This window comes from Allorhizocola rhizosphaerae (assembly GCF_003426775.1).
Lineage (GTDB): Bacteria > Actinomycetota > Actinomycetes > Mycobacteriales > Micromonosporaceae > Allorhizocola > Allorhizocola rhizosphaerae.
This window is the reverse complement of the sequence record NZ_QJUG01000030.1, coordinates 1-22347: the sequence shown is the minus strand read 5'-3', so window position 1 is coordinate 22347 and position 22347 is coordinate 1. Positions and strand designations below refer to the sequence as shown.

Sequence of the window (22347 nt, the reverse complement as noted above, 5' to 3'; positions counted from 1 at the left end):
CGCTCCTACCGATGCCCGTTGGGCTTCGGCGTGCCGTCCGGGTTTGGTCCGTCGCTGTCCACCTCGATCGCCGGACCGGTTATGGTCCGCGCCGCCGGTGGCTGGGTGGCCTCGATGCAAGATGCGCCGGTATCCAGCGCCGGTGGCCGGTCGGCGAAAAGGTCGGGCGTGGGCTCGGTGGACTGTGGAATGCGCAGCAACAGGCTGACCTGTGCCCGGTTGTTGCCGGACGAGCCACGACCTTCGAGCGAGGCGAAGTAGGACACACCGTGGATTACCTTGTACCCGTAAGCGACAAAGGTCCACCCGTCTTCGAACTGCACCGCCGGGATGGCGTCCGCCTGCGGCGGCGATAAGCCCGGCGGGCGCGGCGGGATGCACGCCGCCAGGTAGACCGTCCAGCCCTCGGCGCGCAACCGCCCCATGAACTCCTTGGTGCGGTTGCGGGCCGTCACGTCGGGAGACTGTGCAACCTCATCCGAGAGGTCCGCCACGACGCTGCCGCGCTTGGCGGGAGCCTGCTTCGACGATTGGAATCCGGCCCTTGCCGAGGGCTGCTTGTCGAGCGCCACCACCGGCTCGCTCATCGCCGCGGCCAACCGTTGCTCGTCGACTCCCATCGGCCCGCCAGCCGGCCCCGGGCAACCGGTTGCCAACCCCAGCACGGCGAGCCCAGTCAACACAGCCGCCACGGCCCGCAGTCGAGCCAAGCCAGCCAGCGGCCGCGCTACTCCAGCCTGCGCCCGCGCCGACCCCGCCCGCTGCCGGGTCCAGCCTGCTAGCAGCCGCGCCGCCGGCGCGAACCCTACCTGCAGCAGGGCCAACCCGGAGGAGCATCGGGAAAGGACACTGCGGGCCCGGTGGGTGCGGGCCCGGTGGCTGCGGGCCCGGGCCGCCGGGAGGAACCCGCAGTTGGCATCTGTGACCGTCGTCTGGACCGGCTTGATGTCGGTGGTCATCGTGGCGTCACCACACCCTGCACATGGTCGTATCCCAACGCCGACATGTTGCCGTCACGGAAGTCGGACTCGCTCACGCGCACCATCCGGCCGCTCGGGTCGTAGAAGATGAGCTGGTCTCCCTCGTGGCCCACCAGGAACACATAGTGTGCCGGATAGGAGTCGCCGATCAGCACCGGCACGGAATGCCCCGCGTCGACAGCGCCGACCGCGTCGTCGAGCGCCGGGTTGACCGAGCCGGACGACGTGTCGTCGACCAGGCGCCAATTGTACTGCGCGCCAAACGAATCCGCGTGCCGATTGAGCTCGTTGTTGAGGCCCCACGGGGTCGTGCCGAGGCCCTGCGGCCACAGCGTGTTGGTGCTGTCATGGATTCGCCGCTCCTCGGCCTCGATTCGATCACCGAACTGTTGTCGGCCGAGTGGTGTGCCGTCGGGCGCCGTGGTCAGGGAGAGCGCATAGAGCGGGTCATTCATGGCGCGGGCAATCATGATGGAGGTCGAGCCACACGTCGTGCCGTCGAACTGCTCGATCGGATAACCGCGATACTCGACGGAGCCGGTAGAGCCGGGGTTGACCAGGCTGAGCTGCTGGCGCAGCCAGGCATCGTCTTTGCCGTGGATGATCCCGGCGAAGCGCGCGATGTCGTCTAGCGAGTGGCCTGCTGCGAGCGCCTTCATCAGGTAGGCCCGCTCGTGCTCGGATCTCGCGCTCTCCAGCAGCGCCTGCATGCGGGCCCGGTCTGCTTCGGACAGTTGGCCCATCTTCTCCGCGGCGCGGGCGAGTCGAGCGGTGGACAGGATGCCGTTTTCCTCCCGAGCGGAGCCGTCGATGCCGGCGTTGGCCAGCAAAACCGCGTCGAACGCGTCGACGTGGGCCGACCTGACCGCACCCGCACGGGCCTTGCCCGCGACATCGCGAAGTCCACGGCGCAGCGCATCTTCGGCCGTGGCCAGATCTTCGAACACCCGGATCGCGCCCGACACCGCGCGGATCGCCTTTTCGATCTTCGCGTCGATGCCGCCGTCGCTGCCATCGAACGGGTTGAGCGTGTCAATGAGGTTGCGCGCCAGGTCGAGCACGCTGTCGAGCTCGCGGATGACCTCCTCCAGATCATCCCGGTGCCCACGCAGTTTGGTCTTGAGCCGGCGCAGCTCGTCGGCGTAGTCACCGAGCAGGTCGGCCGCATGCTGCATGGCCGGGGCGGCCTGCTCGAACAGGCTCTGTGTGGCGCGCAGCGCCGCGAGCGCCTCGGATGCCGCGTCGCCCTGCCACACCGCGGGCACGCCGGTCTGCACCCGGTCGAGGTCGGTGTCGGCGGTGTCGATGGCGTTGCGCATCGAACGGAACGCGCTCGCATAGCGATCGATGGCATCGGGGTCTCCCGGGACATGGCTGAAGATGGAGCCGAGCCTGCGCAGCGTCTCGATGATGGCCTGGACCATCGCGACCGGATTGGTCAGCGTGCGCAGGAAGTCGAGCACCCGATTGAGCCGGTTGAGCGCGGTGGTGAGCTGGAAATAGTCGCGGGAGGTCATCACATCACCCCGCGCGGGATGCGGCGCTGCTGCGCGGCAAGATATTCGTCGACGCCCTGATAGTCGGCGGCGGCCGCCTGCGCCGCTTGGCACCAGTGCGCCAAAACCTCGTGGTAGACCCGAAACTCCGCCTCCCACGCGTCACGCACGTCGCGGAACGCCGTTGTCGCGCCCTCCAGTTTGAACGCCGCCGCCGCATCGTCGAGGTCGTAGCGCCAGTCTCGGCGGGCCACATCGACGTCTTCGGCCACGGCGCACACCGATTGTGCCTGGGCGCCCATCCCGCCCGCATCGGCCTGAGTCTCGCGCGGCTCCATGCGACGGAGCCTATAGACGCGAACCTGTTGATGTTGCCCCAGAAAACCGGGCCTGTGGATAACTCTGCCGTTGGGGATAACCCGATGGACCCCCCGAATAAATGATGCTACGGACGCTTAAATGATGCTATGGACGCCGCGATCCGGGCTGTGGGCGGGCAAGCAATGCGAGGCTGACGTGCCAGATGGTCGCATACACGAGCATCGCCACGAGCGCGCCGATCGCACCGGACGCGACGGGCGGCAAGAAGGCGAACACGCCGGCCGCGGAGAGGCCGACCGCGCCCGCGGCAAGGGCCGCCACGATGGTGACCGGCAGCCGGCCGCGCTCGCCCTTGGCCGCCGAGAATTGTTGTACGAATGTGAGCACCGGCAGGACGAGCGCCAACCATCCGCTCATCTGGCCGAACTTCCCACCCGTGATGAGGATCCCGAGCCCGTCGATCACGAGCACGCCGACCAGGCTGATCATGAATCCGGCCAGCGAATGCCCGAGCAGGTCGGTCAGCCGGTGCAGCCGCTTGGCGGGAGCCGCCATCTAGGCCCAGACCTGCTGTGGCTCGCGCCGCCGGTCGGCCAGCGTCGGGGCGGGCGGATATTCGCGGACGACGTTGTATCGGGTATCCCGCTCGACCGGCGTGAACCCGGCATCCCAGATCAGGTGCAGCAGGTCGTCGCGGTGCATCGTGTTGGGTGTGCCATACGCGTCGGCGTCGTGCGTGATCTTGTATTCGACCACCGAGCCGTCCAGATCGTCCACTCCGAAATTGAGCGACAACTGGGCCACCGAGAGCCCGTGCATGACCCAGAAGCACTTGATGTGGTCGAAGTTGTCGAGCATGAGCCGGGACACGGCGAACGTCTTGAGCGACTCGGCGGGCGCGGCCATCGTGGTGCGCGCCTGCAGCAGGTTGCGCACCTTTCCGTCGGCGGAATCGTGGAAGTCGTGCTGGTACCGCAAAGGAATAAAAACCGTAAATCCACCGGTCTCATCCTGCAGTTCCCGCAACCGCAGCACGTGGTCGACTCGGTGCCGAGGCTCCTCGATGTGTCCATAAAGCATGGTGGACGGCGTGCGCAGGCCCTTGGCGTGGGCCAGCCGGTGGATGCGCGACCAGTCCTCCCAGTGGCAGGCGTGGTCGACGATCTGCTTGCGGATCTCCCAGTCGAAGATCTCGGCGCCGCCGCCGGTCAGCGACTCCAGCCCGGCCTCGATCAGCTCGTCGAGGATCGCATCGGCGGTCAGGCCGGAGATCTTCTCGAACCACTGCACCTCTGTCGCGGTGAATGCCTTTAATTTGACATTTGGCAGTACCTGTTTGAGCTCACGCAGGACACGCGGATAGTAGCGCCACGGCAGTGTCGGGTGCAGACCGTTGACGATGTGCAGCTCGGTGAGCTGCTCGTCCTGCATCTCCAGCGCCTTGGCCACGGCCTGCTCGATGCGCATCGTGTATGCGTCTTTCTCGCCGGGTTTGCGCTGGAACGAGCAATAGGCGCAACTCGCGGAGCACACGTTGGTCAGGTTGAGGTGCCGGTTGACGTTGAACATCACGCGCTCGCCGTTTTTCTCCGTGCGCACGTGATGGGCCAACCGCCCGAGCCAGGCCAGGTCGTCGCCGGCATACAGGGCTTCTCCGTCGGCGCGGCTAAGTCGCGTCCCCGAATACACCTTTTCTTCCAGCTCGCGCTTCACGCCCTCGTCCATGTCCAGTAGCCTACGTACTCGGACTGGTTGGGGGACTGTCGGGGAGGACGGTGCGTCAATGGCGACACGCAGGGAGCGCGTGGGGACGGTTGTGCTGACGGCCCTGATCGTGGGCGGGGTCGCGATTCCGGCGCACGCCGAACCCGCCCCGGGTTCGAAGATCACGGCGGTGCCGGATGCGGGCGACCGCCCGGCGACCTACAACGGCGTGCCCCCGCTGCCGACCGGTGTGCTGGCGACTCCCGCCTCGTTCCCGCTTACCCCGCTCGAATACCTGCGCAAGCAGGTCGAGGTGGCGACCGCCGAGGCACAGAGCCTGGCGGAGCGGGTGACCGAGCTCGACGAGGAGTTCGAGGCGGCGCGGATCGCCACGGCCTGGGCCGAGCACGAGTGGTCCAACGCCGACGCCAAGCTCAAGGAGGCCCGCGCGGCGGCCGTGAAGGCGGCGGTCGACGCCTACATGGCGGCCAACGGAGCCCCGCGCGGCTTCGAGCACGGTTCCGGTTGGAGCGATGTGCAGCGGCTGCGCCCCGACCGCGCCGACGATTTCAGCGAGTCGACCGCGTTCGAGCTTGACCGCGCGACCGCGGCGGAGAAGTCGGCGGCCGAGGCCCTGGAGAAGGCCAAGGCGACGCAGAAGGTCGCGGAGGAAAACCTCACCATCGCCAAGGACGCCTACATGCAGCGCGACCAGGGCCGCCTGCTGCTGCAGGAGCGTTTCCTCGTGCTGCAGACCGAGGAGGAGCGCAAGCGCGAGCGCGATGACGCCAAGCTGGTCGACTACGACCCGGGCAAGAGCTCGGACGGCAAGGTGGCGCACCCCGACGCGCAAAAGGTTGTGCGCTATGCGCTGCAGCAGCTGGGCAAGCCCTACCGCTTCTCCGAGGAGGGGCCCGACTACTTCGACTGCTCGGGCCTGACCTGGGCCGGCTATTACCGCCTGATCGGGCTCAAGTGGTTCCCGCGAGTGTCCAAAGACCAGTATCAGGCGACCGCGAGCAAGCGGATCGTGAACCTCGACGCGCTGCTGCCGGGCGACCTGCTGTTCTACGCGTCCGACAAGAGCAACCCGCGCACCATCCACCACGTGATGATCTATCTGGGCGACAGCCGTGTGGTCCACGCCACGGGATCGGGCGACAAGGTGAAGATCTCGAAGATCAACCTTGGTGCCGGTTCGCCGGTGGATTTCGCGACGCGGGTCATAGACGCGGTCGACGCACCCAAGAAGCAGTGAGCGCCGCAACAATCGAGGTGTGATTTCCGGGCGGTAGCTGTACGCTTATCCGGTTGTCCGGACGCGACCATGGCGTCCTTCCAGCGTTCCTGCGGGTGTGGTTGTTTGCGCGGGGATGCGCCCACCCGAGAGGTTACGAAAGCGTTCATGCGCCCTTCAATCGACCCTGCACGGCTTCCGTCGGTGTTCGACATCGACATCGACACAGTTGACTTGCCGACCGACGGCTTCGGGGCCCTCGGCGTACCGGCAAAGTTGGTCAAGGCATTGTCCCAGCAGGGCATCCACGCGCCGTTCGAGATCCAGACGGCCACCCTTCCCGACGCGCTGGCCGGGCGGGATGTGCTCGGCCGGGGTCAGACCGGCTCGGGCAAGACGCTGGCCTTCGGGCTCGCGCTGCTGTCGCGGCTGGCCGAGGGCAAGCCCGCGCGTCCCCATCACCCCCGCGCACTGGTCATGGTGCCCACCCGTGAGCTGGCCATGCAGGTCGCAGACGCACTGCGCCCGCTGGCCCGGACGGTCGGGCTCTACCTGGGCACCGCGGTCGGCGGAGTTCCGTATGACCGCCAGATCACCGGGCTGCAGCGAGGCCTCGACGTGATTATCGCCACGCCCGGCCGGCTGGGTGATCTGATCGAGCGCGGCGCGTGCTCGCTCGAAGAGGTCGAGGTTTCCGTGCTCGACGAGGCCGACCAGATGGCCGACATGGGCTTCCTCCCGGAGGTCACCCAGCTGCTGTCGCGGGTGCCGGAGCAGGCACAGCATCTGCTCTTTTCGGCCACATTGGACAATGACGTGGACGCGCTGGTCGCGCGGTTCATGAGCGACCCGGTGACCCACTCGACCGCACCGTCGGCCGCCAGTGTGTCCACTATGGAGCACATGCTGCTGCTGATCCCGCCACAGGAGAAGCTCAAGATCGCGGCTGCGATCACCAACCGCGCGGGCAGCACGATCATGTTCGTGCGCACCCAGCTGGCGGTCGACCGGCTGGTCGGGCAGCTGCGCGAGCTCGGTGTGCGGGCGGGCGGCCTGCACGGCGGCAAGACCCAGGCGGTGCGCACGCGCACGCTTGCCGAGTTCCGCGAGGGCCGGGTGCGGGTGCTGGTGGCGACCGACGTGGCCGCGCGTGGCATCCACGTCGACGGCGTCTCGCTCGTCCTGCACTTCGATCCGCCCAAGGATGCCAAGGATTACCTGCACCGCGCGGGCCGCACGGCGCGTGCCGGCGAGTCCGGCGCCGTGGCCACCCTGGTCCTTCCCAAGCAGCGCCGCGAAACCGTGACGATGCTCGAAAAGGCCGGTGTGCAAGCGCCCGCGCAGCACCGCGTGCGCCTGTCCGACCCGAAGCTGACCGAGCTGACCGGGGCACGCGAGCCGTCCGGCGTCCCGGTGGTCGACGAGCCGCCGAAGCCGCGCAAGATGGAGAAGCGCCGACCGGGGAAGAGGCGCACACTGTCCAGATGAGAGTGGTCGTCATCGGCGGGTCAGGGTATGTCGCGAGCCTTTTCGCGCCGGCCCTGGCCCGCCTTCACGTTGTGCACACCTTCGACCGCGCCGAGGGCGACGACGCGCTGGACCCGGACGCGCTCGCCGATGCCATGCGAGGCGCCGACGCGGTCATCCATTCCGTGATGACGCGCACCGACGAGGCCGCCGACCTGTTCGACATCAACGTCAAGGCGCCCTATCTCGCGCTGGCCGCCGCCAAACGGGCCGGTGTGCCGCACGTGGTCCATATCAGCAGCCTGTCCGTGTACGAAAACGTCAAGGCCCGCACAGTCGACGAGTCCGTGCCCGCCGACGCCCGCGACCCGTACGGTCTGACGAAACGGCTCGGCGAACAGGTGTGCCGCGCCGCCGCGCAGGAGTTCGGCCTGTCGGTCAACATCCTGCGCCTGGCCTGGCCCACGCCCGACGACGCCTGGCCGGCCTGGAAACCGCCGTGGCACAAGGGAAAGCCGATCCTGTTCGAGACGCCCGACGGCACACCCATTCACGCGACGTCGGCCACCGACCTCGGCGACGCGGTCGTCAGGGCACTCGACTACCGCGACGGGTGCGAGATTTTCCACATCACCGGAGCGCATGTCTGGAGCGCGGCCAAAGCCCGACGCCTACTCGGCTGGCGGCCGCATTCCGCTCCAGCGCACCAGTAGGTCGTGCTTGACCCCGATCGCGTCGAGCACCTTGCCCGCGACGAAGTCCACCAGCTGCGCGGCGGACGCCGACGCCCCGACGCCGTAGAACCCGGGCGAGGCCGGCAAAACCGTGGCGCCCGCGTCGATGAGCTCCACCAGGTGCAGCAGATGGCTGCGCGTCACGGGCGTCTCGCGCGGCACCACCACCACGGGCCGGCGCTCCTTGAGGCACACCTCGGCCGCCCGCTGCAGCAGGTCCTTGGACAGCCCCAACGCGATGCCCGCGCACGCGGCCGTCGACGCCGGCACGACGATCATCCCGCGCGCCGGATAGGACCCGCTGCTGGGCCCGGCGCCCAGATCGCCCGCGGGCCAATAACGAAAGCCCTCGACGGGAACAGGCGCGCCCAACCAGGCGGCCAGGTCGTCCCGCCAGTGCGCGTCGCGGAACGGCCGGCCCGTCTCGTCGAGGATCGTCAGCCGCGCGGCCCGCGAGACCACCAGGTCCACCGGCTCCCCCGCGGCCAGCAGGGCCCGCAAAACCGAAGCGGCATAAGGGGTTCCCGAGGCACCCGAAACCCCGACGATCCATGGCTTGCGTGCGCTCAAATCGCGTACTCCCCGAAGGTCTCGGTGTGCCGGTGCGCATACATCCGCTCGTGGAACCGCACCAGGCGTTCGATGGCGGTGCTGGGCCGCCGGTCGCCCAGCCGTTCGTCAAGCGTCGCGAGCCCGGCCGTCAACCGCGCGCTGTGCTGCGCATACAGCCCCGCATAATAGGCCAGGCTGTCGGCGAGGGCCAGCCACTGGTCGTCGGGGGAGTCGGCGCGCCGCGCGTGCCACAGCGCCACGTTGCTCTCGCCGTTGACCAGATCCTTGTGCAGGCGGGTGAACGTCGGGTCGTCGCCGTGATGCAGCAGCGACTCCACGCCCGCCGTGGTGTCCGATCCGCGCGCCCGTTGCAGCGTCACGGCCTGCTGCGGAGGTGCCATGCGCAGCAGCCGGGTGCCGATATCGTTTTGCAGCCTGACGAGCAGGGCGGCGTCCGCGAGAACGTCTGGTACCAAACCATTTTTAATATTTTGTTGGTACCCGGAAAGCCCGTGCACCTTTTCCGCCAGGGCGCCCACCAGAAAAGCCAACGTCGGGGCCACCAGAATGGTATGCGCCCCAAGCGAAGCCAGCTCCAGCCGGGACAGGTTTTCGGCGTAGAGCGTGCGGTCCACCGACCGGTAGCGGTCCATGAGCCCCTGGCGCAGCATGCCCAGCGTCGCCGTGCCCCCCATGGCCTCAATCAGTTCCCGGCACGTCTCGACGTTGGCGACCAGCGCCGGCCACAGCCCGTATTCGAGCTCCTCCAGCGGCGGGGCGGGTTTCCCTTGCGCCTGGAGGAAAAGCGCGTATTCCTCGGCCACGCTGGTGTGCTTGTCGGCCGCCAGGCTCTGGTGGAAGCCCGAGGTCTGCCGGGCCGCCTCGTGCGCCTGCCCGGCCAGCAGCAGCACGGCCGGCGTGCGCCGCCCCGGGGTCAGCGTTTCGATCATCGCCCGGTTGACCGTGCTGACAAGCGTGCGGCGTTGCAGATCGGGCGCGTCGAGGGCGCTGCGGCCGAGCCCGATCGCGAGATTGTCGGAGATCACCTCCAGGACCTGGTAGGCGTTCATCAGGCTGGCATAGCGCAGCATGGCCGGCCAGCGATCGTCGGAGACCAGTCCGGATAGGAGCGTCGTGTTCATGTTTATCAACTGCACGACGCCCGTTGCCTGCAAGAACTCCTGCTGTCGTGGGTTGCGTGCGGAGAAGGCCCAGGCGACGAAGTCGCGGTAGGCCCCGGCGGGCATGTGGCGGGCAATCGCCTCCGTCAGCGCGGTGCGGCTCGCCACCAGAAGCTGTGCGGAGCGTCGATTGGTGGTCACGCGAAGAACTTATGTCACGCGCCCTCGTTCTTCTTCATCGATGCATCCCCGTCTGACCGGTTTGGCCCGAGTGCGGTTGCGGCGGTGGCCCCGTTTCCTCGTCGAAGTCCAGCCCACCTTCGAGGAGGGCTTTGACCTCGGACTCCCGGAATCGCCGGTGGCCGCCGGGCGTGCGAATGCTGCCGATCCGTCCAGCCGCTGCCCACCTGGTCACCGTCTTAGGGTCCACCCGGAACAGCGCGGCCACTTCGCCGGGCGTCAGCAGGCGATCTCCCGTGTCCACGCTCACCTCCTCGTCGTTGCGTCTCATTAGAGCACCGGCCGCCTTGGATGTCCCTGAAACAGCGGTTTGGTACCATTCACGAATATCTGCGATATGATTGCGAACTCAATTCGTATATTGCCCGAAGATGGGCCTCTACGTGCACTAGTCCCTCGAAACGGGTCGTCCTAGGGGCTAAGGTCACATTCCGTGGATGCGATCGACCGTCAGCTGCTTGACCTCTTGCGCGCAAACGCGCGCCTGTCCTACGCGGAGCTCGCGCGCCAGGTCGGCCTCTCGGCGCCGGCGGTGCACGAGCGGGTGGGCAAGCTGGAGAATGCCGGGGTGATCCGCGGTTACCACGCCGATGTCGACCCGGAGTCCATCGATCTCGGCGTGACCGCGCTCGTCCGGATCGTCCACGACACCAGCGTGGACATCGACGATCTTGTCTTGGCGATCCGGGGGTACCCGGAGGTCGAATCGTGCTACTTCCTCGCCGGCGACGAGTCGCTGCTGCTCAAACTGCGCGTGGCGACGATCGCCGAGCTGGAGCGGTTGGTCGTGCAGCTGGGCCGGACGGCCGGGGTGGCGAGCACGCGCACGACCATCGCGCTGTCCACCAAATGGGAATCCCGCCCCCGGCCCCTTTCCCTTGCTCCTGCTAAAGCAAGTCGCGGCGGGCCGCCCTAAAGTGCGGCGCCGTCCAAGCCCGATCTTGGCCCGCAAGCGGCCCAGAGATCGTCAGGATGACGCCGCGGGCGGCCCGCTAGTCTGACCTGCATGGAGCAGCTGGATCGATGTAGCGACATGGACCGGGCGTGGGTGTCGGAGGCGATCACGCGCGTGAGCGCGGATCTGAACCGCAGCGCGGACACGCACCTGCTGCCGTTCCCGCTCCCGCCCGCCTGGGGCATCGATCTATATCTCAAGGACGAGTCCGTGCACCCGACCGGCTCGCTCAAGCACCGGCTGGCCCGATCGCTTTTTCTGCACGCGCTGTGCAACGGCTGGATCCGGCCCGGCACGACCATCGTCGAGGCGTCGTCCGGCTCGACCGCGGTGTCGGAGGCGTACTTCGCACGCATGCTCGGCCTGCCGTTCGTCGCCGTCATGCCCGCGTCCACGAGCAAGGAGAAGTGCGAGCTCATCGAGTTTCAGGGGGCCGCGTGCCACCTGGTCAACGATCCAGCTCAGGTTGTGGCGGCGGCAATCTCGGTCGCGCGCGAGCGCGGCGGGCACTTCATGGACCAGTTCACCTATGCCGAGCGGGCCACCGACTGGCGCGGCAACAACAACATCGCCGAGTCGATTTTCCAGCAGATGTCGCGGGAGCGGCACCCCGTGCCGACGTGGATCGTCGTGGGCGCCGGGACGGGCGGCACCTCCGCGACCATCGGGCGGTATGTGCGCTATCAGCGGCACTGCACCAAAATCTGCGTGGTCGACCCGGAGAACTCGGCGTTCTACCCCGCCTACGAGTCCGGCGACTGGTCGACGGTGACCGGCAAGGGCTCCCGCATCGAGGGCATCGGCCGGCCCAGGGTCGAGGCGTCGTTCCTGCCGTCCATTGTGGACAAGATGATTCTGGTACCCGACGCGGCCTCGCTCGCCACGATGCGCATCACCAGCGAGCTGCTGGGCCGGCGCGTCGGTGGGTCCACGGGCACCAACCTGTGGGGTGCCTTCGCGCTCATCGCGGGCATGCTCGCGCGCGGCGAGAAGGGCTCCGTGGTCACGCTGCTGTGCGACGGCGGGGAGCGTTACGCCAACACTTACTACAACGACGGCTGGATCGCCGAGCAGGGCCTCGATCTCAGCGGGCCATCCCAGACGGTGCAGGAGTTTCTCCACTCTGGACAATGGCGGCCATAAAGTCGTTGCGCAGCTTGCCATCGGGGTCGTAGCGGTCCATCAGCGCCACGAAGCCCTCGTGGAGGGCCGGGCGGCGGTGGAACAGCTTGCCCCAGTGCGGCCGCGGGTCGAACGGGGCGAGCCGCTCCTCCAGCAGATCGATCACCTCGCCGACCGCGGCCGGGTCCTTGACCCACGTGAAGTGGATGGCCAGGCAGTCGCGCTCGAACGCCGGGCTCAGCCACAGGTTGTCCGCCTTGACCGTACGGATCTCGCTGATCTGCAGCACGGCCGCGATCCGCTCGGCGATGGGATCGAGCGCGCTCAGGGCGTCCTCCGCCGAGGCGAGCGGCACGAAATATTCGGACTGCAGCTCGTCGCCCGCGCTCGGGGTGTGATCGAGCCGGAAGTGGGTGAGCCGCTCGTGCCACGGGCCGGGCACACCGAGCTGCTGCGTGGTGGTGACCGGGTCCATGTCCGGGATCGGATGACGCGGGCCGTCGGCGGGGGTGCCGCCGGTCCACGCGTTTTGCTCGCCCGGCAGGCATTTGCGCCACACCTGATTGACCCGCCTCGGGGTCCGCCAATCGGTGAAAAGGCTCACACTGTAGCCGCTGGACAGGATTTCGTTGACGTCCTCGCGCGGCACGTCGTCGTAGACGTACTGCATGATCTCAAAGGTTTTCGCCAAGCGGAACGTCAGCTTGGTGACGATGCCAAGCGCCCCAAGGGAAACAGCCGCGCCGGCCAGGGCCTCACCGTCCAATGACACCAGTGCGCCGCTGCCCGTCACCATTTCGAGCGCGCACACGGGTGTCGCGAGGTTGCCGTTGTTGACACCGCTGCCGTGGGTGGCCGTCGCGACCGCGCCGGCGACGGTGATGTGCGGCAGCGAGGCCAGGTTGTGCAGCGCGAAGCCCGCGGCGTCCAGGCGCGTGACGAGCTCGCCGTAGCGCATGCCGGCCGGCACGGTGACGGTCTGGTTGACCGGGTCGATGTCGATGGCTTGCGGCAGGTCGGCCAGGGACACGAGCCGACCCGTCGTGTCGACGATCAGGTTGAACGAGTGCCCGGTGCCCACGGCGCGGACCCTGTCGGCACCGGCCACCACTTCGCGCAGCTCATCGATCGTCGTCGGGCGAGCGACACCGCTCGCCTTGAAGGTCACATTGCCCGCCCAGTTCGTTCGCACGAGCGCCACACTATGTCGCGCCGTTCACTTTGTCTTGAGGGTGGGTCCTGGGCGGGGCACCGGCATCGCGGTGTTCGACCGGACCGCCACGGTGCAGTCGCTCGCTGCCGATGATCTCGGTGCGCGAGCTCATCGAACACCGGTTGGCTACGATTTGAGCCATGCGGCTCGTGATCTTCATTGAACCCCAACTGGGCGCGTCGTACGCCGACCAGCTTCGCATCGCTCAGCATGCCGAGCGGCTCGGCTACGACGCGTTCTTCCGGTCCGACCATTTCCTGACGATGGGCAGCGCAGACGGGCTTCCCGGACCCACCGAGTCGTGGGCGACCCTGGCGGCGATCGCCGTGCAGACCTCGACGATCCGGCTCGGCACGCTGCTCACGTCCGCCACGTTCCGCCACCCGGGCCTGTTGGCGGTCACGGTGGCCCAGGTCGACCAGATGAGCGGCGGGCGGGTCGAGCTCGGTCTGGGCGCCGGGTGGTACGAGGCGGAGCACGCGGCCTACGGCGTGCCGTTCCCGTCCACACGGGAACGCTTCGACCGGCTGGAGGAGCAGCTGGCCATCGTCACCGGTATGTGGACCACGCCGGTCGGGCAGCGTTTCTCCTTCGACGGCAAGCACTATCGGCTCACCGATTCGCCGGCGCTGCCCAAGCCCACGCAGACGCCGCGCCCGCCCATCATCGTCGGGGGCAAGGGGCCCAAGCGCACGCCTTCGCTCGCGGCCCGCTTCGCCGACGAGTTCAACGTGCCGTTCGCCTCGCTCGACGTGACGCGGGCGGTCATCGACCGGGTCGCCGCTGCGTGCGAGGCGCAGTCGCGGCCCATGCCGGTGCTGTCCGTTGCGCAGACCATCGCATGTGGACAGACTGCGGCGGAGGCCGCGCGACGCGCGGAGGCCGTGGGCTACAAGCCGCCCCTCTACGGCACCCCTGATCAGGTTGTCGCCCAGCTCCGCGAGCTCGCGGAGCTGGGCGTCAGCCGTGCGTTCCTGCAAATTCTGGACCTGTCCGACCTCGACCACCTGGACCTCATCGCCGGCGCGGTCGCGCCACAGCTCCGGTGAACTTCTTTGGTTAGTACACCCGCATGTTCCAGCCGTTGAAGGTACCGCTGAAGCCATCCTCGGTGTGCTCGGCGATGGTCAGCAGCCAGTGCCCGGACGGGTCCTTGATGGGCGGTGGGGGCCAGAAGATGGAGTGGCTGTAGTCCAGCGGCCAGCGCCAGTCATACCAGGCCCCGGTGTCGACCGGGTTGTAGTCGCGGATCGTGAAGATGGTGCCCGTCTCGCGGTGCAGCAGGCTGATCCGCAGCTGGCCCTTGCGCGGATGCGTCAGGTCCAGGAACGGTGCCACATAGAACCCGGGCGGCACACTGTCGGGCACCACGATCTCGCGCTGCAGAATCCCGTCCTGCGGGATCGCGAGGTTCGGGGTTGGATCGTCCACGATGGTCGGTGTGCCGCCCAGCGACGCGATCGCCATCTGATCCACGGTGCCCGCCTGGCCACCGCCGTTGTAGCAACGGACCTTGGCCGGGCCGGTGGTGTTGTGGAAGTACAGGCTCAGGCATTCGCCGAGGGCCTGCTGGCCCCAGTAGTTCGGGTGGAACGACTCGGACACGTGCCGCTGCGAGTTCAGCATGTCGGCAACCTCCTCGTCGTAGAGGGGCCAGTGCCCGTTCGGCGGCGCGAGCTTCTTGATCACGTCCCACAGCACGCTCCCGACGCTGATGTTCACGTCCACGAAGCGCACCCATTCGGCGTTGGCGGACGACGCCGCGGCCGCCGAACCCCTGACCGTGCCGTACTCGCAGAGGCGGTGCCCCACAAACGCGTCGGTGTTGTCGATGAAGCCGACCGACTGTTCCTCGGCGACGGCGCGCACCATGCGGTTGAGCCGGGTCACGAAGTTCTCGTTGATCCATTTCGAGTCCTCGCGAGTGACGTAGCACCGGTTGGCCCAGTTGTCCTCCGCGTAGCTCCAGTCATTGGCCTCGGTCGGCAGGATCGTCGGATAGCCTTGCAGCACAATGCGATACGAGCCTTGGGCCTGGCCCGCCAGGGCCAGTTCCTCACGCACCTGCTTCACCGTCTTGGTCAGGTTGTAGTACACGTCCTTGACCCTGGGCACAATGTCGTCGCGCACGTCGTCGTGGCATATCTCGTCGAACGGACCGGTGACCGGCCCCGCCACATGCTTGTATCCCCATGCCTTCAGGCACGTCCGGATCGCGTCGCCGAACCCGGCGTCGTTGCCCCCGGCCGAGATCGCGATCAGCTTCAGGTCCTGCGGATCGCCGATGGCCGCCTGGAAGTTGTGCAACTGAGGCAGGCGGCCGTTGTACGACTCGCCGCCGGAGTCCAGCTTCCAAAGGTTGCGGGTGTGCGCGCCGGAACAGGCGAAGTTCCACAGCACCGTGTAGTCGCCGGGATGGCTGTTCTTCAGGCTGCGGATCGGCGCGTGCAGCGATTCGTGACAGCCGTCGGCCCAGGAATCCTGGTGGTTCCAGAACGAGCGGTGGTGGTAAACCCTGTGAGGATCATATTTCCAGGTACCGTCTTCGAGGTACGCTGCCATGTCGGTGCCGCTCCGGTTGCCGGAGCCGTTGTTGGAGTTGCCTTTCCAGCCGCCGCCCTCACCCGAGGCGAAGCTGTCGCCGATCTGCAGGATGGCCGGTTGCCCGCCTTCCACGGCGAAAGCTGGAGCCGCCGCCGCGACGGCGGTACTGCCGCAGAGCGCGATCGCTGCAGCAGTTACCACCGCCAAACGCCGCAGGCGTTGGACAGATGTCGTTCGCATGGAGTTCCTTCCGGGTACGTGTACCGGCTCGGCGCCCCTGCGGGGACCGCAGGGGCGCGTCCGGCTTGCGACCCAGAACGTTAGGCGTAAGTGGCGGTGTCCACTGTGGAGGATTACGCACAACCGCCGTGACCGGCCTCACGCCGGTCGGAGAAGTGAAGTCGGGCAGAACTTGAGCTCACCGGCAGGGGTAGTTGGCCTTGGTACAGGCCACGCCGTTGTTGTAGGCGTCGTTGAAGTGCGCGTAGTAGCCGTCGTACAGGGGGTGGCTGGAGCTCTCGGGCGCCATTTTGACGAAGATCTCATCGTTTTCGTTCAGGGCGTCCTGGGTCCAGTTCTGTGAACCGGTGTAGACCCGCCACCGGTAGGCGGTGTCGTACTTGGCGTAGGCGAGGAAAAACTTGTCGTGCACCTTGTTCTTCTTGTGGATCGCCACGCCGGCGTCGAGCAGATCGTTGTAGACGGCCTGGTTCATGGAGATGGCGCCGCTACCGTCGTCGCCGACGACCATCCAGACGCGGCAGCCGCCCGCCTTGAGGCGCTTGACCTGGTTTACCAGTTCGGGACGGCCGGCGGTGATCGAGGCCATGCCGACGCGCAGGCGGCACTCGGCGTCGGGGGTAATGTCGTTGAGACGGTTGACAATCGTGTCGGTCTGGCCGGTGCCCTCGGGCGAAGCGTAGACGTCGGCGGCGGAGGAGAGGTAGTAGCCGCGGTTGGTGGCCGCGTCGTAGTAGTCGTTGCCGGTGAAGTGGCGCTGGTTGTACATGTCGGTGAAGTTGGCGTTGAGGCCGTTCATCAAGCCTGCGTCGCCGTAGACGGTGATGGCATTGTTGAACGCGTCGGTGCCGCTGGCGTAGGTCAGGTTCGCTGAGCCGAACCAGGAGACGTTGCCGCGGGCCACACCGTGGGGATCCCGGGTCGAGGTGAAGGTGAACATCTTGGTGTGCATGTCACCGTCCTGGCTGGTGCTGATGCAGCCGTGCCCGCTCTCGCCGTACTCGCAGAATTTGTGGTTGGTCAGGCGCCTGATCGTCGCGACCGACGGGTCTGTTGAGGTCAGGTTCTTCCCGTCGATCACCACCAGCACTTTCACCCCGCGATTCTGTGCGGCGACCAGCGCATCGGCGATCCAGTCGATGCTCAGGGAGTGGATGGCGCCGCGGATGGTGGAGCCGGAGGGCGCGGACTTGATCAGGCGCTCCAGCTCGTGGTGGATGGTGTAGTCGCGGCCCGAGGTGGGGTTGGTGAAGTGGGCCCAGACGGGATAGCCGGCGATCACCGCGGACGCTGTGCGAGTCGCGGAGACCTCCGCCGTGGCCGACGAGGGCGCCGAGACGATGCCCAGCGCGAGCACCAGGCCGGCGACGACAGCTTGAGGCCTCATGCTTCGGCCTCCAAGCCGCGGTCTTGTCGTAACGCGCCACCGTGAACGGGCAGGGCCGTAAGGCTGCTCAACGATGGTCCTCCTTCGTTCTTCGTTGCCCTTGACAGTTGCGCACAGGCTGTCATCGCGGATTTGAAGGGGGATTTCGCCGGAATTGAATCCGCTTCTCAGCGGGTGTTCCAGCCCGCCGCCGAGCCTCTACGCGACAGGGTACCGAACGTCCTCGGCGCTGCATGTCCCCCAAGCCGGCCAGGGACTCGCCGCTGGCAGGCCAGGAATCCACCGGCGCGTTTGGGGATGGGTCAAAGCTGCGGGAACTGGTGTATGGGCTGTTCGTCGTCTTCGAATAGCTGTGAGGCCCGGCCGACGAGCAGCGGGTCCGGGGTGCCGACCAGGCCGGTGTCCTTGCCGGCGTATTCGAGCTGGCTGAGCAGGTGGCGCATGGCTTGGATCCGGGCTCGTTTCTTGTCGTTGCTTTTGATGAGGGTCCATGGCGCGTCGGCGGTGTCGCTGTAGAAGAACATGGCCTCTTTGGCTTCGGTGTAGTCGTCCCACTGGTCCAGGGAGGCCAGGTCGGTGGGTGAGAGTTTCCATCGCCGTACCGGGTCGACCTGGCGGATGAGGAAGCGGGTCTGCTGCTCCCGGCGTGATACCGAGAACCAGAACTTGACCAGGTGGATGCCGGAGCGCACCAGCATCCGTTCCAGTTCGGGTGCCTGGCGCATGAATTCCAGGTATTCGGTGCGGCTGCAGTAGCCCATGACCCGTTCGACTCCGGCACGGTTGTACCAGGACCGGTCGAAGAACACCATTTCGCCTGCGGCGGGCAGATGGGCGAGGTAGCGCTGGAAGTACCATTGGGTGGCTTCTCGCTCGCTGGGTTTCTCCAATGCCACGACCCGGGCCCCGCGGGGGTTGAGGTGCTCCATGAACCTTTTGATGGTGCCGCCCTTGCCTGCCGCGTCTCGCCCTTCGAAGAGCACCATGAGCCGTTCGCCCGAGGTCTTGATCCAGTGTTGCAGCTTGAGCAGTTCGATCTGCAGCGCGCGTTTGTCGCGTTCGTATTCGTCGCGGCTCAGGCGCTGTTCGTAGGGGTAGCCTTCGCGCCAGGTGTCGACCGGATTGCCGTCCTGGGTGACCAGGACCGGGTCGTCATCGTCGTCGTCGATCACCCGGTAGTCGCCCAGTTTCTCCAGCAGCTGCCCGCTGACCCGATGTGGTTGTCGTTCTGGCTCACCGGCGGGTGCGGGGGCGTGCACGGTCTCAATCCGGTCGGCGCTACCGTCTTCGCCCTGGCGGATCCCGATGTCTTGGCTCATCGTCCACCGTCCGCATCCGGCGGCCAGCCACACGGGGCATCCGGCCAGGCGATCTGCGGTGCCGGCAGGCACGGCGATAAGGGCCGGCATGCGCGTGCTTGTATCTGCAGGGGTATGACACGGACAACTGGTGCTGTCATTGCTGTATGGCCTTCGCTGGGAGAACCCAAGCATCCCACGCCCGACCGGGCACCGCCCACAGGGTGTGTCCTGCCCGCCGGGCCCGCGGCAGGCGCTGCGTTTTCAGGTCGGCTCACTCCGCAAAAGGGACGGACACGACCGCCGCCACGCGGGCCTGCGGCATCCGATATGGATCGCCGACAGACGGGCGCGGGCGGGTCGGGATGCCCACGGAGCCGGTGGTCGGGCATGGTGACCTGACCGGCGGGCCGGGTCAAGAGCCGGGGCTGCATCACACGTTTGGTTGAACACTGCCCGGTGTGGGCATTGCTGCAGGGTGAAAACCTATCTGCCGCCGCTGCCCGTGTTGCCCGGCGAGAACAAGACCTACCAATATGTACCGCCAGGCCGCAGCATCATCGCTGTTCTCGCTGACGACCACGAGGAACTGGCGGATCGGATCGCCGAGCTGGCGAGCGCACCGATACCCGACCGCAGACAGGCCGATTGTGTCACCGCAGCGATCACCAGGCATCTTTCGGCCGAGCGCCAGTACCTGTACCCGGTGGCGGACAAGCTGTTTCCCGGACAGGCAAACGGTGTCGCCGACCGGCAGATCGAGCATGACCAGACGCTTCTGCAGGACTTGACATCATTGGGGGTCGTCCGGCCTGGAAGCCAAGCCTTCCGCCAATCGATTCAGGCGATCGCCACCGGATGGCAGCGCCACCGGCAGACCTGCGAAAGGGACATCTTTCCCCACCTGCTGTCCGCGGTGAGCGAGGTGGATCTCATCCGGCTCGGAAACCGGGTGGAGGTGGCGCGAGAGGCCGCCCCAAGCCGAGCGCATCCCGGGGCGCCTCAACGGCCGCCGTGGAACAAACTCACCGACGCGATCCTGGGCGCCATCGACAAGATCCGTGACCTGGCCACCGGCCGCAAGACATATATGTAGAACGCGCCGCACGGCGGTGTCCGGCGGCGCACCCGCCAGGAGCTCCTGCCATCGGCCATGTCATTTGTTCAGGACGATGTGGCTGCCGATCCGGCCGATGGCTGGCCACCTTCACCGTCGGCGCCGGGTTCCGGCTGTGATCCGGTTTCGCCCATCAGCGGTTGCGTGACGCTCTCAAGCGGATCCCAGCGACGCCGGCCAAAGGGCTCATCGAGTTCAGGCATCATCTTTGCTACCTCCTCGTCGGATGCGTTGCCGTTGCCCACAAGCGGATCTTTCCAACCATGCGTGTGAGCTACCCCGGCGCGCTGCCGCCGTGCGGTGCAATCACGCCGCCGTCGGCGCCGGTGCGGGTACCGCCGGCGGCATGCCGGCCGCATGGTGGCAGTGTCTGTCCTGATTGGATGCGGAAGACCTTCTCGGCTGGTGTCAGGTGCCGGGTTTCGGGGCGGCGATGGGCTTGTATCGGCGGGGGCACGCGCCGCCGCACCGGAATGGTGCGGCGGGGCCATCCCACTGGCCGAAGGGGACGACCCGGCTGCCCGCCGTGACGGCGCGCAGAACAGGATGCGTCTGCCCACAATGCGAACAGCACCGGTCGTTTCCACAGCGATGCAATCCCGGCGGGTGAAGCCCGAACGCCGCCTGCGCCGACGCATAACGACCAAACACGTCCTGGACAGCAGAACGGTCCATCTCGCCCTCGCTTCGGCGGCGGCAGCCACGATCATCACCCACGAAGATTCGCAGCCGCCCGCTGCTCTGGTCACCGCAGCGACACCACAGTTGCCGGCCACCACAGTGACCGCAACGGCACCGGTCGTCTCTTCATCGCGAGTCCGGCCAGAAGGCAGCTGAGCACGGCCCCAGACCGGGGCGCAGCGCACCTGAGCATGCCGCTCAGGGCACTGGCCGATCGTCGTCGGCATCGGCGCCGCTCTGCTGGGCACAGCCATCGCCCGTGGGGCGGGCATTGCCGACACCCAGGTATTGACTGGACCGAAATCCTGATCCAGGTCGTCCTGGCAGCCGTGGGCATCGCTTTGGTGTCAGGCTTGTCAAGCCGCCGCCGCAGCAGAACCAGCATCCGGTAAACCGTCCGTCAGCCATAGGGCGGTGCGGTCGCCGACCGCCCGTCGTCGATCGGATTGGGCCGGCGGGGCCGAGCAGGTCGACCAATCGGTCGCGGCCGACCTCGGCGAGCGGGCGCAGTGACGGCACGCTGATGCGATAGACAGGCCCATCACCCTCACGGTGCAACAAGCCGCCCAGGGTGGTGGGCCGAGTTCGGCCGTGCAAGGGGAATTCCGCGCGTTGCGCGATGAGGCTTTATGCACCGAACAGGCGTACGATGGGATTATCCCGGAATCGACGACATCCCACTCCTGAGGTGCCAGCCAACCCGGCAAATCGCACCGGAGAGTGGATCGTCATGTCCGTTGAGCAACGCCTTTCCAGCACGCCCACCAATCCCGCCGCCCCAACCATCGAGCCGGCGACCGCCAGGCCCACTGGGCCGACCGCTGACGAGGGCCTCAGCGTGCCCTCCTCGCCGGCATCGCCGCCACACACCCGCCTCAGCGCCACCTGGTTCGGGGTGTGCGCCGCCGCGCTCACCCTCGTGGTGCTCATCATCTTCATGTTGCAAAACACCCGCAGTGTCGAGGTCAGCTTCCTGTGGCTGCACGGCGACGTGCCACTGGCCCTCGCTTTGCTGATCGCCAGCGTCGGCACCGCGATCGCGGTCATGGTGGTCGGGGCGGCCCGCATCACCCAACTGCGCCGCCACACGCGCCGCGTCCACTAACCGTTGCGGCGCAACAGCTGCCACGCCGGCTGCTGCGAGCAGACTCGGACCACCGCGCCGGCGGGAAGGAAACCAACGCCATGACAACCAGCACGCTGCGCAGGCACATCGCCGCCTCGCCCATGTCTCCGTCGGTGCCACGCCTGCGGATGGAGCCGACCGGGGCACGCCGGACCCTGCTCGACGGGGGCTGGTGGCCCCGATCCACCGATCCGGTCGCCGAGCTACCCGGGCTCGTGCTGGCCATCGACGGGCTACGCGGGCCGGTCAACCGGCTGGTGCTCAGCATGCACGGCTGGGACAGCCGGCCGCGTCGCTTGTGGGTCGCCGACCGGGTGCTGCGGCTGGGATACTTCGGCAGCCAGCCGGTCAGCCTGATCACCGCCTTGTGTGACAACGGAGACCGGGTGGATCTGCTCGTCGTCGCCCCCGGCACCGAGCCAGGTACCGCCGACGCGGCGATGCTGCTGGCCGCTACGACCGGCAACCTGGTTCGTGCTCAGCACATTCTGGCCCGCTTGGGCACCTTGCCACGTTCCGGTGCCGGTGATACCGCGCGGGGTGTGTGGGAGCGCGACGGGGGCCCGCTGGTAGTAACTGCTGCGCGCCTGACCGGCACCCTGCAGCGCTTGGCGTCGGCCTAGCACCTCTCGCGCGGCTGGCGTTCGGGCGGGGCCGTCGCCGGGCCGCGACCCGGCTGCGTGCTTATGCCTACGTTCATGACCGGCGGTTGCGTGATGTGGCCGCTGATGTGGTGGCCCGGCGGCTGCGGTTTGAATCCGAGGGGTAAGGCCGATGGTGCCGATCGTGTCGGCGGTGGACAATGCTGATCA

22 protein-coding genes are annotated in these 22347 nt (G+C 67.4%); 9 read left to right on the top strand and 13 right to left on the bottom strand.

From position 1 onward, the window contains the following. Nucleotides 1-5: 5 nt before the first annotated feature. The 5 genes from DM816_RS42330 to mqnE form a co-directional block, all read right to left on the bottom strand. Nucleotides 6-959, bottom strand: coding sequence for a hypothetical protein (locus tag DM816_RS42330; protein WP_162907257.1), 954 nt, complete (start codon nt 957-959; stop codon nt 6-8). Further along, nucleotides 956-2497 (bottom strand): putative T7SS-secreted protein, encoded by a 1542-nt coding sequence (locus DM816_RS08695; RefSeq protein WP_117209639.1) that lies wholly within the window; start codon nt 2495-2497, stop codon nt 956-958. The genes DM816_RS42330 and DM816_RS08695 overlap by 4 nt, the downstream gene beginning before the upstream one ends. Beyond that, complete coding sequence (locus DM816_RS08690; protein ID WP_117209638.1) at nt 2497-2814, bottom strand: hypothetical protein; 318 nt, start codon at nt 2812-2814, stop codon at nt 2497-2499. The genes DM816_RS08695 and DM816_RS08690 overlap by 1 nt, the downstream gene beginning before the upstream one ends. A 127-nt stretch (nt 2815-2941) precedes the next feature. Then, on the bottom strand, nt 2942-3352 hold the full coding sequence (locus DM816_RS08685) for a hypothetical protein (protein ID WP_117209637.1): 411 nt from the start codon (nt 3350-3352) through the stop codon (nt 2942-2944). Beyond that, nucleotides 3353-4522: an aminofutalosine synthase MqnE gene (gene mqnE, locus DM816_RS08680; protein ID WP_117209636.1), complete on the bottom strand. Its 1170-nt coding sequence runs from the start codon at nt 4520-4522 to the stop codon at nt 3353-3355. Between the two features lie 58 nt (nt 4523-4580). Between mqnE and DM816_RS08675 the strand changes: the two genes are divergently transcribed. The 3 genes from DM816_RS08675 (at nt 4581) to DM816_RS08665 (ending at nt 7918) form a co-directional block, all read left to right on the top strand. Beyond that, nucleotides 4581-5759 (top strand): C40 family peptidase, encoded by a 1179-nt coding sequence (locus tag DM816_RS08675; protein ID WP_162907256.1) that lies wholly within the window; start codon nt 4581-4583, stop codon nt 5757-5759. Nucleotides 5760-5906: 147 nt separating this feature from the next. Further along, nucleotides 5907-7226: a DEAD/DEAH box helicase gene (locus DM816_RS08670; protein WP_117209634.1), complete on the top strand. Its 1320-nt coding sequence runs from the start codon at nt 5907-5909 to the stop codon at nt 7224-7226. After that, the gene (locus tag DM816_RS08665; protein WP_117209633.1) at nt 7223-7918 is read left to right on the top strand and encodes an NAD-dependent epimerase/dehydratase family protein; all 696 of its coding nucleotides are present in this window, start codon (nt 7223-7225) and stop codon (nt 7916-7918) included. The genes DM816_RS08670 and DM816_RS08665 overlap by 4 nt, the downstream gene beginning before the upstream one ends. Here the strand turns inward: DM816_RS08665 and DM816_RS08660 are convergent. From DM816_RS08660 to DM816_RS08650, 3 genes are read right to left on the bottom strand one after another with little or no spacing between them, the layout of a single operon-like run. Beyond that, the gene (locus tag DM816_RS08660; protein WP_117209632.1) at nt 7877-8509 is read right to left on the bottom strand and encodes a UbiX family flavin prenyltransferase; all 633 of its coding nucleotides are present in this window, start codon (nt 8507-8509) and stop codon (nt 7877-7879) included. The two genes, DM816_RS08665 and DM816_RS08660, sit on opposite strands and share 42 nt — an antisense overlap. Continuing rightward, a complete protein-coding gene (locus DM816_RS08655) occupies nt 8506-9813 on the bottom strand; it encodes a hypothetical protein (RefSeq protein ID WP_117209631.1) in 1308 nt (435 codons plus the stop codon). Before DM816_RS08655 ends, DM816_RS08660 begins: the two co-directional genes overlap by 4 nt. Before the next feature lie 34 nt (nt 9814-9847). Further along, on the bottom strand, nt 9848-10096 hold the full coding sequence (locus DM816_RS08650) for a BldC family transcriptional regulator (RefSeq protein WP_342768683.1): 249 nt from the start codon (nt 10094-10096) through the stop codon (nt 9848-9850). Between the two features lie 189 nt (nt 10097-10285). On the opposite strand from DM816_RS08650, the gene DM816_RS08645 reads away from it, so the two are divergent. Together DM816_RS08645 and cds1 are read left to right on the top strand one after the other, a co-directional pair. After that, the gene (locus tag DM816_RS08645; RefSeq protein ID WP_117209630.1) at nt 10286-10768 is read left to right on the top strand and encodes an Lrp/AsnC family transcriptional regulator; all 483 of its coding nucleotides are present in this window, start codon (nt 10286-10288) and stop codon (nt 10766-10768) included. 90 nt (nt 10769-10858) lie between these two features. Then, on the top strand, nt 10859-11950 hold the full coding sequence (gene cds1, locus DM816_RS08640; RefSeq protein ID WP_117209629.1) for an L-cysteine desulfhydrase Cds1: 1092 nt from the start codon (nt 10859-10861) through the stop codon (nt 11948-11950). Here the strand turns inward: cds1 and DM816_RS08635 are convergent. Beyond that, entirely contained in the window at nt 11892-13121 is a 1230-nt protein-coding gene (locus tag DM816_RS08635; protein ID WP_211588599.1) for an FAD-binding protein, read from the bottom strand. The two genes, cds1 and DM816_RS08635, sit on opposite strands and share 59 nt — an antisense overlap. 161 nt (nt 13122-13282) lie before the next feature. On the opposite strand from DM816_RS08635, the gene DM816_RS08630 reads away from it, so the two are divergent. Then, the gene (locus DM816_RS08630) at nt 13283-14191 is read left to right on the top strand and encodes an LLM class F420-dependent oxidoreductase (protein ID WP_117209627.1); all 909 of its coding nucleotides are present in this window, start codon (nt 13283-13285) and stop codon (nt 14189-14191) included. A gap of 10 nt (nt 14192-14201) precedes the next feature. On the opposite strand, the gene DM816_RS08625 is transcribed toward DM816_RS08630, so the two are convergent. From DM816_RS08625 to ppk2, 3 genes are all read right to left on the bottom strand, one after another. After that, on the bottom strand, nt 14202-15887 hold the full coding sequence (locus tag DM816_RS08625; RefSeq protein ID WP_162907255.1) for a GDSL-type esterase/lipase family protein: 1686 nt from the start codon (nt 15885-15887) through the stop codon (nt 14202-14204). 217 nt (nt 15888-16104) lie between these two features. After that, a complete protein-coding gene (locus DM816_RS08620) occupies nt 16105-17283 on the bottom strand; it encodes a phospholipase D-like domain-containing protein (protein WP_211588598.1) in 1179 nt (392 codons plus the stop codon). Nucleotides 17284-17615: 332 nt separating this feature from the next. Continuing rightward, a complete protein-coding gene (gene ppk2, locus DM816_RS08615) occupies nt 17616-18722 on the bottom strand; it encodes a polyphosphate kinase 2 (RefSeq protein ID WP_246001721.1) in 1107 nt (368 codons plus the stop codon). Between the two features lie 367 nt (nt 18723-19089). Here ppk2 and DM816_RS08610 point away from each other — a divergent pair, with 367 nt between their 5' ends. Beyond that, the gene (locus tag DM816_RS08610; protein WP_246001719.1) at nt 19090-19707 is read left to right on the top strand and encodes a hemerythrin domain-containing protein; all 618 of its coding nucleotides are present in this window, start codon (nt 19090-19092) and stop codon (nt 19705-19707) included. Between the two features lie 68 nt (nt 19708-19775). On the opposite strand, the gene DM816_RS08605 is transcribed toward DM816_RS08610, so the two are convergent. Further along, nucleotides 19776-19973: a hypothetical protein gene (locus DM816_RS08605; protein ID WP_117209622.1), complete on the bottom strand. Its 198-nt coding sequence runs from the start codon at nt 19971-19973 to the stop codon at nt 19776-19778. A gap of 1166 nt (nt 19974-21139) precedes the next feature. Here DM816_RS08605 and DM816_RS08595 point away from each other — a divergent pair. Next, nucleotides 21140-21514, top strand: a complete 375-nt coding sequence (locus tag DM816_RS08595; protein ID WP_162907254.1) for a LapA family protein — start codon at nt 21140-21142, stop codon at nt 21512-21514. Nucleotides 21515-21594: 80 nt separating this feature from the next. Further along, nucleotides 21595-22158 carry a DUF5994 family protein gene (locus DM816_RS08590; RefSeq protein ID WP_117209620.1) on the top strand — a complete coding sequence of 188 codons (564 nt, stop codon included), beginning with the start codon at nt 21595-21597 and terminating at the stop codon, nt 22156-22158. Nucleotides 22159-22347: the final 189 nt, after the last annotated feature.